Raw genomic sequence first — 13,906 nt, 5'->3', positions numbered from 1 at the left:
AAACAAACAAAACATGAGAAACTATTTATTTCTTTCTATTCAAAATATTACAACATTATATTATTATATTCACTTTTTAAATACATATATATTTTTGGTAGTTTTTTTGAATAAATCTTCCAATTCAATCAGAAAATAATGGCAAAAAAGAAGAGGAGTTTACATATGGATACGGTAACATTAGCAAGAGCATTTTTTGGTTCTTCATTAGCATTCCACATTATTTTTGCAACACTTGGCGTCGGACTTTCATTGATGATTTTTATAAGCGAAATACTCTATCACTGGAAGAAAGACTCCGACTATGCCATTATGGCGAAAAGATGGACAAAGGCGTTTGCTATTCTTCTCGGTGTAGCAATTCCAACTGGAACAATTGTTGGTGTGCAAATCTCACTTCTTTGGCCTGGTTTCGCCAAAATTGTTGGGCAAGTTATTTCTGTTCCCTTCCAAATTGAGATTTTCGCCTTCTTTTTGGAGGCTTTATTCATGTCGATTTACGTATATGCAGCCGATAAACTCCCTCCATTTATGAGATTAATCTCGCTATTTTTCGTCATGCTTGGTGCCACGGCATCCGCCGTGCTTATTACATCAGCAAATACATGGATGAATACACCAGCAGGATTTTCAATGAATCCAGATGGATCTGTTTTTAACGTTGATCCGTGGAAAGCTTTCTTTAATCCAAGTTTTGGCACAAGTGCATTTCATGTCGTTATTACGGCTTATGCAACTGGTGCGGCTGTCATTGCTTCTATTGCTGGATTTAAATTATTGAAGAAAAATTTAAGTACACGTGAAATTGCTTATCATAAAAAAGGGCTGCTATTAGGGCTTGTCGTTACATTTATTACAGGCGCTACGATGTGGCTTTCAGGACATGAATCAGCGATTGCCTTACATAAACACTCACCTGAAAAACTTGCATCTGCTGAAGCTTTATTTGAAACGACATCACACGCACCGCTATCCATTGGCGGAGTTGTGGATCCTAATACACTTGAACTAAACTATGCACTTGAAATTCCAAACATGCTTAGCTTATTAGTTGGACTAGACCCTAGCACTGTCGTAAAAGGACTAAACGAATTCCCACAAGAAACATGGCCACCATTTTATACACATACACTATTCAACTTAATGGTCGGCACTGCTGCGTTTACCTTTGCTGTTGCAGCAATTGCACTCTTATATTGGTATTTCGTGTACCGAAAAAAGGGAACAGAACTACCGAAGTGGCTACTTTGGGGGGCTGCCGCATGCGGACCAATTATGATGCTCGGTATTGAATTCGGATGGATTTTCAGTTGTAGCGGTCGTCAACCATGGACAATTTATGGTATGCAACGTACCGTCGATGCATCTACACGCGCCGATTTCGTCGGTCCTTTATTTGTTTTGTTCATCATTTTATATATTGGACTCGCTATTTTAACAGTCATTGTTCTACGGACATTCTTTAGAAGACATCCATTAAAGAATGATTTACAACACCAAGGAGGCGATTCTCATGCATGAGGAAAGTATTGCAATCATCATCTTATGGGCCCTTATTTTCGTATACAGTATACTAGGGTCCATTGATTTTGGCGCTGGTTTTTGGGGCATGGTATACGCAAAACATCCGACGCTCGCTGCTAAACTTGCGAATCGATACTTATCACCAACTTGGGAAGTAACAAATACGTTTCTCGTTTTCGTCGTTGTCGCATTTCTCGGCTTCTTTCCGAAAGCGGCCTTTACTCTTGCGACAGTAATGTTCGTACCAGTTATGTTAATTTTAGTGCTCGTTGCAGTACGTAGTACATTTATGGTGTTTGCTTACTCCTTGCCGAAATATCAGTACCTTCTTCGGGTTATTTCAGGTATTACTGGTCTCTTAATTCCAGCACTATTAATTACCGTTTTACCCGTTACAGAGGGAGCCTATATTACAATGTCTGAAGGGAAAGAAGTACTCCTGTATGGAAAACTTCTTTCTAGCCCGGTTATCTATTGCTATATGCTCTTCGGAATAACGTCTGAACTATTTCTCTCCTCTCTCTTTCTTGCTGATTTTGCGAGAGAACAAAGTTCAGAAGATACGTATAGAATTTATAGAAGAAATGCCATCATCCTTGGTCCTGCAACGCTCGTTACGGCGATCATCGCCCTCGTTGTAATGGATCCTGAAACACATTGGCTTATGCAAGGATTAATAAAGCAATTCCCGTGGTTTACAGTTTCTATTGTTTTATTCGTTATCGGATACTCGTCCCTTTGGTGGACAAACAAAAAGTACAATACACTAGGATATCCTCGCATTGCCGTTTTAGCTGTCGTCGCTCAATATGCATTTGCAAGCTACGCTTACGGCGTCGCGCATTTACCTTATATTATTTATCCTGACGTAACTGTATTTACAAGCTTTACAACGACAGAAACGTTCTATGCACTGCTCATTCTATACGCAATTGGGATTGCAATTTTATTACCAGGATTTATTTTCTTCTGGAATTTATTCTTGAAGGATCGTACTTTTTTGAAGGAAAAATAATATAGTCTTGGGGTCTGTTCCAAAAGGCATTTTGGGATGGGCTCCTTTTGTCATGTTTTGTCGATAAGTCGATATATTTTAAAAATCGCTGATATATTTTGAGTTGCACCGATATATTTCAATGATCGCTGATATATTTTGAGTTACGCCGATATATTTCAATAATCGCTGATATATTTTCAGTTACACCTATATAAATCTCATTTACTACCTTACTGCCCAATCAATTAATAGACTCCTATCACAATAGTTATTTCACTACGAGTGACACTTGTCCTTTAGCATGAAAAACACATATTCGCTTCATCTCGTTATACGTCTAGTTCTTCTTATTTTTTGCTGAATATACTACCAATATAAACTTGAGACAAGCTACATCTATTCAAGGGAAAATAGAAAGGTAGGCAAAATATGAGCATTGAAATATGGATTACTATTATTGTATTCTTCTTAACGATGATTGTTATCTTTTGGCGGCCTCGAGGTTTAAATGAGGCGTGGCCAGCAGCAATCGGAGCTGGTATCATCATAATTACTGGACTTGTATCAAAACCAGACGTCATGGATATTATAAGTAAAATTGGCGGTGCTTCCATAACAATATTAGCGACTATCGTCATGGCAGTTATATTAGAAAGCTTCGGCTTTTTCCATTGGTCCGCAGCGAAACTAGCAAATTTAGCAAAGGGTTCTGGACGCCGCTTATACTGGTATATTCAATTATTATGTTTTCTCATGACTCTTTTATTCAATAACGACGGTAGTATTTTAATTACAACTCCAATTTTAATTCTTCTTCTAAAAAATCTTCAATTAAAACCTCATCAGCAAATTCCTTATTTATTAAGTGGTGCTTTAATCGCTACGGCATCTAGTGCACCAATTGGTGTAAGTAATATCGTAAATTTAATCGCATTAAATATCGTTAATATGACTCTTTATATGCATACTGCTATGATGTTTGTACCTGCAACATTAGGCTTATTATTTATGTCATGGCTCATGTATACAGTTTTGAAGAAAAAACTTCCGAAAAAATTACCTGTTTCTTCATATGATATTGAAGAAATTTTCTTCACGAAAAACTTCCATCCACTAAAAGGAAATAATTCTGTTGATACGAAACAAAAACGGACAAGATTCATGTTAAAAGTATTAGGTTTCGTCTTCCTTATGCGCTGTCTTCTATTTGTTGCATCCTTCTTATCCATCCCAATTGAAATCGTTGCAGTACTTGGTTCACTCGTTCTTCTCATTTGGAGATGGTACTACTTACGAACAAATCCTGTCGACATTTTGAAAAAGACACCGTGGCACATTTTAATTTTCGCCTTCTCTATGTACGTCATTATTTACGGACTCCACAACGCAGGATTAACAGCTGCACTTGTACAATGGCTCGAGCCAATTGTGAATCAGCATCTACTCTATGCTAGCTTTGCAATGGGCGGACTTGTATCCATCCTCTCTAACGTCTTCAATAACCATCCTGCCCTTATGATTGGTACAATCACATTAACAGAAATGGGACTAGATCCAGTCACATTAAAAACTATCTATCTTGCAAACATCATTGGTAGTGACATCGGTTCACTATTACTACCAATTGGTACGCTAGCTTCACTCATTTGGATGTATATTCTGAAACAAAACAAAATTAAAGTAAAATGGAAAGACTATTTAAGTGTATCCCTTATCGTTATCCCGCTCACAACAGTCGTCACACTATTCCTCTTATTCTACTGGGTACATCTCTTCTTCGCCTTATAAACAACAGAAGCCCCATTTGCTACCGTCTTAGCAAATGGGGCTTCTTCTATAATAAAGTTAGGTACTACAGTGTGATCAATTAAGTAAAGAGGTGTAACATGTTATTGATATAAATGACTACCAGCTTCTTTAAATTCTTCTGCTTTCTCTTTCATTCCTTTTTCAATTGCTTCTGTCGTTTCTAAATCATTTTCTTTTGCATATTCACGAATATCATGTGAAATTCTCATACTACAAAACTTCGGTCCACACATTGAACAGAAGTGAGCTGTCTTTGCCCCTTCTGCAGGCAACGTTTCATCATGATATTCCATCGCACGTTCAGGATCTAAAGATAAATTAAATTGATCGCGCCAACGGAATTCGAAGCGTGCTTTTGAAAGTGCATCATCACGCTGATGAGCCGTTTTATGTCCTTTCGCAAGATCAGCCGCATGCGCTGCAATTTTGTACGTAATAACACCCGTGCGTACATCATCTTTGTTTGGCAAACCTAAATGTTCTTTCGGCGTTACATAACAAAGCATCGCTGTTCCAAACCAGCCAATCATCGCAGCTCCAATTGCAGATGTAATATGGTCATAACCTGGTGCAATATCTGTCGTTAGTGGCCCAAGTGTGTAAAACGGCGCGCCCTGACAAATATCAAGCTCTTTCTCCATATTCTCTTTAATTAAGTGCATCGGTACGTGTCCAGGTCCTTCAATCATAACTTGCACATCATGTTTCCAAGCAATTTTGGTTAATTCACCAAGTGTTTCAAGCTCAGAAAACTGTGCTTCGTCATTGGCATCTGCAATAGACCCTGGACGTAATCCATCTCCAAGAGAGAACGAAACATCGTACTGCTTCATAATTTCACAAATCTCTTCAAAGTGAGTATATAGGAAGTTTTCTTTATGATGGAATAAACACCACTGTGCCATAATCGAACCACCGCGCGAAACGATACCTGTCGTACGCTTTGCCGTGATTGGAATATAACGAAGCAATACACCAGCGTGAATCGTAAAGTAATCAACGCCTTGCTCCGCCTGCTCAATTAACGTATCACGGTACACTTCCCACGTTAAATCTTCTGCAATTCCGTTTACTTTTTCCAGCGCTTGATAGATCGGTACAGTTCCAACTGGTACAGGCGCGTTACGAATAATCCACTCACGCGTCGTATGAATATTTTTACCTGTAGATAAATCCATAATCGTATCCGCACCCCAGCGCGTTGCCCATGTCATCTTCTCTACTTCTTCTGCAATCGAAGAAGATACAGCTGAGTTTCCGATATTCGCGTTTACCTTCACATGAAAATTACGCCCGATGATCATCGGTTCAGCTTCTGGATGATTAATATTCGCTGGTAAAATAGCGCGGCCTTCTGCGATTTCCTTACGAACAAACTCCGGCTCTACCCCTTCACGAATCGCAACATATTCCATCTCAGACGTAATAATGCCATTACGTGCATAGTGCATTTGCGTAACGTTTGCACCTTGCTTTGCTCTAAGCGGCTGGCGATCCATTTGCGGGAAAACAGGTGTATGCTTCGAAGCTACTTTCACACCGTCATCCTCTGGTTTCACTTCACGCCCTTCGTATGCTTCTACATCACCACGCCCCATAATCCAAGAGTGGCGCGGCGTTGGAATTCCTTTTTCCAACTCGACCTTATACGCAGGATCTGTATAAGGACCGCTCGTATCATACACACGGATTGGTGGATTTGGAACGCCATTCGTTTCGCTTTGTTCAATCTCACGCATCGGCACTTTCATACCTTCTCGTGGTCCATCCACATATACTTTCTTACTCCCTGGTAAACTCGACTTCAATTCAATTTGCTCAGCTGAAACAGATTGTTTCATAATTTTTGTTGCCCCCCTGTTCGTGACAAGGACAAGATATGGCCAGCGCATGCCAAAATAAAAAGAGCCAGGTCCATAAAAAAATAAGGACCTGGCTCATAAAGACATCATTATGTAAAGCCGTTAACTTCCCTACGCTGGTACGAGCCAGATCAGGTCCAAAGGGTTAAGAAGTTCACGCGCTTCTCTCTCAGCCTACGCATACGTTAGGCACCCCTAGTTTATCACTGATTTAATTTTCAATACTTTCCCATCATACACGATAATCTGAAAAATGAAAAGTTTATTTCTTTTGCACTTTACGGAATCATCCAAGTTAAATAATATGCCTGAACATAAGTCATAATCCCCACAATTATGACGAAGAACAAGCTATGTTTCACTGTAAAACGGAACAAATCCGATTCTTTTCCAGCAAGACCAACCGCCGCACAAGCGATCGCAATCGACTGCGGGGAAATCATTTTCCCTGTTACACCGCCTGTTGTATTTGCTGCAACGAGAAGCACTTCAGATACGCCGACTTGCTGTGCTGTAATGGCTTGTAAATTTGAGAACAGTGCATTCGCAGACGTATCAGACCCTGTTAAGAATACGCCAATCCAGCCTAAGAATGGTGAGAAGAACGGGAATAGTCCGCCAGTTCCGGCTAATGCTAACGCTAACGTAGAAGATAGACCAGAATAGTTTGCGATAAATGCAAACCCTAGTACAAATCCGATAGATAGAATTGGCATTTTTAATTCGCTTAACGTTTCTTTAAATGTCACTACTGCATCTTTTACATTCATTTTCAAAATAAACATGGAAATGATACAAGCAATTAAAATCGCTGTTCCAGTTGCCGATAATACATCAAACTTCAGAATTGCCTCGTAAGGCGTTGGTTTATTTACAATTGGCTCTGCTTTCATTACTAAATTATGCAGACCTGGAATTTCAAACTTAAATACAAGACTTTCTAAAGCCCCTCCTGGAGCGAATAATGCCTTAAAGAAACTTTGGCTCCAAATGACTACCATAACCGTTAATACGATAAATGGGGACCATGCCTTCACTACTTTTCCAAACGTTAATTTTGGCATCGATGCTACTGTCGTTGTTGCTGCTACTTCACTATTTGCTTGCCCAGATTGATAAGTTTCTTTCGGCTGCCAAACTTTTAAGAACAGCGCTAAACTAATTAAACTTACAAGTGCCGATGTAATATCCGGAAGTTCCGGTCCTAAAAATGTCGCTGTAATGAACTGCGTAATCGCAAATGAACTACCCGCTACAAGTAACGCAGGCCACGTTTGTCTTATCCCTTTAAATCCATCCATTAAAAATACGATAAAGAATGGAACAAATAATGATAGGAACGGTAATTGATGCCCAGCCATTTGTCCAATTTTATGTGGATCAATACCTGTTACTTGTCCAGCAACTGTAATCGGAATTCCCATCGCTCCGAACGCCACTGGTGCAGTATTTGCAATCAAACAAAGACCTGCTGCGTATAAAGGATTTAACCCAAGACCCGCAAGAAGCGCTGCTGTAATCGCTACTGGTGCCCCAAATCCTGCCGCTCCTTCTAAAAATGCTCCAAATGAAAATCCAATTAAAATAACGAGTAGACGATGATCGTTCGTAATCGATAATACCGATGCACGAATCACATCAAATTGACCTGTTTTCACAGAAATTTTATATAAAAATACGGACATAATGATAATCCAAGCAATTGGCCATAACCCGTACAAAAAACCGTACCCGGTTGCTGCCATTGCCATCGTGAACGGCATTTTATAAGCGAATAACGCTACTAAAACTGTAAGTACAACTGTAATAAATCCTGCCACATACCCCTTCATGCGGAAAACTGCTAAAGCTAAGAAAAAAAAGATAATCGGAATAAGTGCGACCGCTGCCGAAATCCAAATGTTTCCGAATGGATCATAAACTTGTGTCCATGTGTTCATTGTTCTCTCCCCCTAAAGAATCCCCTTTTAAATAGAATAACCTCATCAATAGACTATCAGGTCATCATACCTTTAAGCCTAAAATAAAAAAACGTTTAAGAAAACGTTTTCAACAACTTTCATTTATACTGTACCATAACAATTTCTATTAAAAAAGATTTTTTTGAAAATTTTATTATTTAATAGAAAATCTTACAAAATCGTCACGTTCTTGTAATGTTCATCGATAGGAAGTTTGCCAAAATTATTGCATAATAATAGTATAACAACAGAAATTATTCATGAGGTGATATATATGAACGGAAATAAAATATTAGCTGCGTTATCATACTTTAGTGTACTATTTGCCCCTATCTTATTCCCTATTATCGTTTGGATTGTGGGAGACGCTGAAACAAAACCACATGCAAAACGTGCTCTATGGACACACATCATTCCAAGTATCGCTACATTCATTGGCGTAACTATTCTAGGAATTATGGGCCTTGGATCTGATCAACCAGATGTAACACTTGGAATTGGATCAATGATTGTCTTAGCTATTTGCGGAATCATCAGCTTATACTACTTCATCTGGAACATTGTAAAAGGAATTAAAGTGCTGAAAGCTTAATTTTAAACAAATGTTTGTTTAAAAAGGGCCCCTTGCAATTTGCAAGGGGCCCTTTTCCTAATTCGTTCACTTTATCTTCTGCGTTTCTTCTTTTTTCTCATCATTTTCTTTCGGCGCGTATTCACTTTATCCGCTATAATGTGGAGCGTACTTGCCACAACAATTCCCATTAAGAACGTTACAATTTCAACCTCATGCTTCTTCGCAATTTCTATTAAATTACCATCCAGTGCGATTACATTTAATAGTAACAAAAATGGAGAAAAGACGATTAACATGTACGCAATACGAATTACATCACCAAGTATAATCGTATGTGTAAAGAAAGATCGATGCGGCATTACTTTCTTATAAGGATACCAAAATATACGTAAGAAACCCCATTTGTTATAAGCATTACTGTACGTATCTAAATCTGGTGTTAAAAATGAAGTACCTACTAAAAAACCAATCGTAAAAGTTAATAAAAAATCAAAATTTGTTAATCCATACGAAAAGAGCAAAAACAAAACAACCGGAAGGGATATTAAGTTTATTTTCGTATGCGTTCTTCCTGATGGCATAATGCACTTCCTCGCTTACGTTCGTCCTGTCACCTTATGACAGGTTTCAACTATTGACCTAATTTCTGATCGATAAATGTTGTGTCTATATCCGAACCAAACCATTCTGCCAACTTCACTCGTGCCTTATCTTTCACATCTTCATTGACGTATAACGACACCTGTATTAGTGCGGCCGTTAACGCCCCCAAATCATCCGTATAGCCAATTCCAGCAATGAAATCTGGAATCGCATCAATCGGTGCAATAAAATAAGCAAGTGCTCCAATTACAATAATTTTCACTCGTTTTGGAACATCGGGTCTTTGCAAAACGTAAAACAGTAATAAACTTGCATAAATGACCGATTGCCCTGCTTGCTTTGCAACATGTTTTCCTTTCTTCCAAAACGCTTCAACTGAAAATTTTTGTTTCATGTAAAAAGCCTCCCTATTTTTAAAAAGAAATAAGCTACAATATGTTATCAGTAAAAGTTCATGGAAATTACACAAAACCTATCAATGAACTTTTATTGTAACAAACAAACCAAAAAAGAACAAGTGTTCGTTAATTTTCACACTATTTCCTTCATATAATAGATTTCTAGATAACCCTTACCCATCTTCATTTCTTATTTCTCAACAAAGAAAATTTTCACTTCCACTTAACATTCTGCTCTACCTTTGTTATATTTTCTAGTTGACGGACATATAAACGAATGTTAAAGTTTTCTCTGGTAGTGACAAATCTTATACAAAAAATGTAAAATGTTATAGTGTTTCTCAGAAATGAATTTTGTTGTATAATACAGAAATGACGTTATGCTTATGAGCAACAAAAGAAACCAAAAGGGTATGCATAGTTATAGTCGTATATGGGTGAATATAGAACCTTTAATTATGGCCAAGAAAACTATGTATTTTTTATTTTAGCATTTTTCGCTCCAAAATCGACCAAGCCTGATAGAGAAAGGGTGGAAATGAATGAAAGAAACCTTGAAATCACAATTTCAAAATGTGCGTTTCACTGTATTCGTAGCTTTAGCCTTATGGCTGAAAACTTACCTTATTACACGCACAAGCTTTGATTTAAAACTTGAATCTTTCATGCAAGAATTCATTTTATTCCTTAGCCCATTAGCAGCATCATTACTGCTTGTTGGTCTTGCATTATTTGCAAAAGGGAAAAAACGTAACTATATAGCACTTGGAATTAATTTTGTCTTAACAATCGTTCTTGTTGGTAACGTAATGTTCTACGGATTCTACAATGACTTCGTTACATTACCGGTGCTAGGACAAACATCTAACTTCGGAAGTTTAGGTTCTAGTGTGAAAGAATTATTTAACTACAAAATTATTCTTGCATTTGCAGACATTATCGTTTTCTTCGTTCTATTAAAGAAAATGAAGAACTTTGCACCTACAGAGCGTGTAGCACGCCCGATGCGTTCTCTATACTTCGTATCAACAGTTGCTATTTTCTTCGCAAACTTAGGACTTGCAGAAGCTGAACGCCCAGAACTATTAACACGTTCATTCGACCGCGTTATGCTTGTTAAAAACTTAGGATTATATGTACATCAAGTATACGATCTTGGCTTACAAGCAAAATCAAGTTCACAAAAAGCGTTCGCTGACGGTAGTAAATTACAAGAAACAGAAAACTACGTAAAAACAACACAAAGTAAACCAGATCCAAATATGTTCGGTACTGCAAAAGGGAAAAACGTAATTGTTGTCTCTCTTGAGTCATTACAAACATTCTTAATTGGTGCAACAGTTAATGGACAAGAAGTTACACCATTCTTAAACCAATTTACGAAAGAAAGTTATTACTTTGATAACTTCTTCCATCAAACTGGTCAAGGTAAAACATCTGATGCTGAATTCCTAGTAGATACTTCGTTATATCCACTAGACCGCGGTGCTGTATTCTTCACACACGGTAACAATGAATATACAGCAACTCCAGAAATTTTACGTCAGCAAGGGTATCACACGTCGGTATTCCACGCAAACAACGCAACATTCTGGAACCGTAACATTATGTATCCAGCACTTGGTTATGATCGTTACTACAACGAGCTTGACTACAAGATTACGCCAGAAACAAAATTAAACTGGGGATTAAAAGATATCGAGTACTTCGATCAATCTATTGATATGTTAAAACAAGTGAAGCAACCATTCTATACTCGCTTCCTTACTTTAACGAATCATTACCCATTCACTTACGATGACAGTACAAAATTAATCGATGAATACAATTCTGGTGATGGAGTATTTGACCGTTACATGGTAACTGCTCGTTACTTAGACGAAGCAATGAAACACTTTATTGAGCGTCTAAAAGCAGAAGGTATTTACGACAACTCAGTAATCGTATTCTACGGTGACCACTACGGTATTTCTGAAAACCATAACCGTGCAATGGCACAGTTCTTAGGAAAAGAAGAAATCACTGCATTTGACCATATGAACTTACAAAAAACACCGATGTTTATTCACGTTCCAGGTCAAAAAGAAGGTAAAACAATTTCGAAACCAACTGGTGAAATTGACATTAAACCAACTATTCTAAACTTACTTGGTGTAGATTCTACAAATGACGTTCGATTCGGTCATGATGTATTCTCACCTGATAATAAAGGATTCGTTGTTCTTCGTGACGGTAGCTTCGTTACAGATAAATACATGTACACAAACAGTACATTCTATGACCGTGCTACTGGCGAAGTTGTACAATTACCGAAAGAAGAATCTCAACCACTAATTGATCGTGCCCAAAATGAATTGAACATGTCTGATAAAATCATTGAAGGTGACTTACTTCGCTTCTCTGAAAGTAATAAGATCAAAACTGGTGAAGTAAAAACAGTTATTAAAGAAGAAAAGAAGAGCGCTGAGTAATCTCAGCCTCTTTTTTATTTTCTTCCATACAACTACTTATATTCATTAACTTTAAAATTACATAACCTTTACCAAATATTCACATAGTGTTAATGAAGAATCTCTATAATAAAATATGTAAACGAGGTTCTACATATTTCTCATCTCTCATCTTTCGTAAGATCCCTTAAAGAAATGTGTAAATCTTTTGTTTCTACTTTCTTATAATTGTCTTTCAACTTGTTTTGTTTCCATACACAAAGCATTCAACGAGACAATGTCCCTATGAAAGATAGCTACCCTCCTTGTGCAGCATTCCATAAGAATGTTGCTTTTTTTATTTAAAAGCAGGATTCTCATTTCTTATTTTCGAATTTGTATATACAAAATGCTGTAAAGTGAAACTTTAATCAGCCCTCATCAATCGGGCATTTACGGGCAGTGATTCGCCCACTTCACTTCTTTGCTCTACCCGAATTTGTAAGTAGGGGCTTTACTGCCGTTAATGCGGGGTAGATCATCCTTATTTCTCTATGATTTACAAATACATATATGGTCATATGTAGAGAATTGCTCACATAAAAATTACTATAGTGATTTTTATCTCGCATGAATGAAAGTTTCACGTTACTTACGTACTTACGAAAGGATGGGACGGAAATTGGCATACGAAAAATTTGTACTTTGGAATGATGAAGTTATTGATACAACAAAACAACAAACGTACATAGAACTTGAAGAGAGAGGTTCGCAGTTCGGAGATGGTGTCTATGAGGTTATTCGCCTATATAAAGGGAACTTTCATTTATTAGATCCGCACATAACGAGATTATATCGATCCATGGAAGAAGTAGAATTATCGCTCCCTTTCTCAAAAGCTGAGCTCATCACTTTACTTTACAAATTAATTGAACGAAACCATTTCCACGAAGATGGCATCATTTATTTGCAAGTATCTCGTGGTGTACAAGCTCGCACACATGTATTTTCATATGACAACCCTCCGACAATTTATGCCTATATTACAAAAAAAGAACGACCAGCTTTATGGATTGAATATGGTATACGCGCTATATCAGAACCCGATACTCGATGGCTACGCTGTGACATTAAATCATTAAATTTATTACCAAACGTACTAGCTGCTACGAAAGCTGAACGGAAAGGTTGTAAAGAGGCACTTCTCGTAAGGAACGGTATAGTAACGGAAGGAAGCCATTCCAACTTCTTTTTAATTAAAAACGGAACGCTTTACACACATCCAGCCAATCACCTTATTTTAAATGGCATTATTCGTCAATATGTCCTTTCTTTAGCGAATACTCTTCACATTCCTGTGCAGGAAGAACTTTTCAGCGTTCGTGACGTTTATCAAGCAGATGAATGCTTTTTTACAGGCACAACGATTGAAATTTTACCAATGACCCACCTTGATGGGACCGCGATTCAAGATGGGCAAGTTGGGCCTATCACCAAAAAACTGCAAAAATCTTTTAATCAAATCTTATTACAATCCAATATGTCATCTTCTTAAACACGAATAATTTCTGTCCTTTCATATTCAATATATGCATTTAAATGGAAATCAAGGTGTAATTTTATGCCTTGATTTTTTTCTTGTAATCTTTTTGTCATATTCAGATTCCTATATAAGTCTTGACAGTAATCGACATGCTCTTTAGAATTTTTAACAGTTGGTAAATATTTCTTCACTACATTACAGACAGA

Annotated in this window: 10 protein-coding genes and 1 riboswitch; of the genes, 6 read left to right on the top strand and 4 right to left on the bottom strand. The window is 37.5% G+C overall.

Annotated features, from left to right (window positions below):
• Positions 1 to 165: 165 nt before the first annotated feature.
• From cydA to HMPREF1014_RS22060, 3 genes are all read left to right on the top strand, one after another.
• A complete protein-coding gene (gene cydA, locus HMPREF1014_RS22070; protein ID WP_000381985.1) occupies positions 166 to 1,521 on the top strand; it encodes a cytochrome ubiquinol oxidase subunit I in 1,356 nt (451 codons plus the stop codon).
• Positions 1,514 to 2,539 (top strand): cytochrome d ubiquinol oxidase subunit II, encoded by a 1,026-nt coding sequence (locus HMPREF1014_RS22065; RefSeq protein WP_000544183.1) that lies wholly within the window; start codon positions 1,514 to 1,516, stop codon positions 2,537 to 2,539. Before cydA ends, HMPREF1014_RS22065 begins: the two co-directional genes overlap by 8 nt.
• Before the next feature lie 411 nt (positions 2,540 to 2,950).
• On the top strand, positions 2,951 to 4,309 hold the full coding sequence (locus tag HMPREF1014_RS22060) for an arsenic transporter (protein ID WP_000021123.1): 1,359 nt from the start codon (positions 2,951 to 2,953) through the stop codon (positions 4,307 to 4,309).
• Between the two features lie 101 nt (positions 4,310 to 4,410).
• Here the strand turns inward: HMPREF1014_RS22060 and thiC are convergent, their stop codons facing one another.
• Positions 4,411 to 6,171 carry a phosphomethylpyrimidine synthase ThiC gene (gene thiC, locus HMPREF1014_RS22055; protein WP_000814479.1) on the bottom strand — a complete coding sequence of 587 codons (1,761 nt, stop codon included), beginning with the start codon at positions 6,169 to 6,171 and terminating at the stop codon, positions 4,411 to 4,413.
• Positions 6,172 to 6,283: 112 nt separating this feature from the next.
• Positions 6,284 to 6,399, bottom strand: a riboswitch (TPP riboswitch).
• 71 nt (positions 6,400 to 6,470) lie between these two features.
• Positions 6,471 to 8,132 (bottom strand): L-lactate permease, encoded by a 1,662-nt coding sequence (gene lldP, locus HMPREF1014_RS22050; protein WP_001099342.1) that lies wholly within the window; start codon positions 8,130 to 8,132, stop codon positions 6,471 to 6,473.
• A gap of 295 nt (positions 8,133 to 8,427) precedes the next feature.
• Between lldP and HMPREF1014_RS22045 the strand changes: the two genes are divergently transcribed.
• Positions 8,428 to 8,745 carry a magnetosome magnetite crystal formation protein family gene (locus tag HMPREF1014_RS22045; RefSeq protein WP_001014099.1) on the top strand — a complete coding sequence of 106 codons (318 nt, stop codon included), beginning with the start codon at positions 8,428 to 8,430 and terminating at the stop codon, positions 8,743 to 8,745.
• A gap of 71 nt (positions 8,746 to 8,816) precedes the next feature.
• Here the strand turns inward: HMPREF1014_RS22045 and HMPREF1014_RS22040 are convergent, their stop codons facing one another.
• Entirely contained in the window at positions 8,817 to 9,308 is a 492-nt protein-coding gene (locus HMPREF1014_RS22040) for a metal-binding protein (protein WP_001139076.1), read from the bottom strand.
• Positions 9,309 to 9,358: 50 nt separating this feature from the next.
• On the bottom strand, positions 9,359 to 9,724 hold the full coding sequence (locus tag HMPREF1014_RS22035; RefSeq protein ID WP_000810364.1) for a YkvA family protein: 366 nt from the start codon (positions 9,722 to 9,724) through the stop codon (positions 9,359 to 9,361).
• Between the two features lie 546 nt (positions 9,725 to 10,270).
• Here HMPREF1014_RS22035 and HMPREF1014_RS22030 point away from each other — a divergent pair.
• Both HMPREF1014_RS22030 and HMPREF1014_RS22025 read left to right on the top strand, forming a co-directional pair.
• On the top strand, positions 10,271 to 12,199 hold the full coding sequence (locus HMPREF1014_RS22030) for an LTA synthase family protein (protein ID WP_000665358.1): 1,929 nt from the start codon (positions 10,271 to 10,273) through the stop codon (positions 12,197 to 12,199).
• Between the two features lie 628 nt (positions 12,200 to 12,827).
• Positions 12,828 to 13,712 (top strand): D-amino-acid transaminase, encoded by an 885-nt coding sequence (locus tag HMPREF1014_RS22025; RefSeq protein ID WP_080473662.1) that lies wholly within the window; start codon positions 12,828 to 12,830, stop codon positions 13,710 to 13,712.
• The last annotated feature ends 194 nt before the right edge of the window (positions 13,713 to 13,906 follow it).

Source organism: Bacillus sp. 7_6_55CFAA_CT2 (genome assembly GCF_000238655.1).
In the GTDB taxonomy this organism is placed as follows: Bacteria; Bacillota; Bacilli; order Bacillales; family Bacillaceae_G; genus Bacillus_A; species Bacillus_A cereus.
Note: the sequence above shows the minus strand (reverse complement) of the source record. Positions and strands in the feature narration are given on the sequence as shown.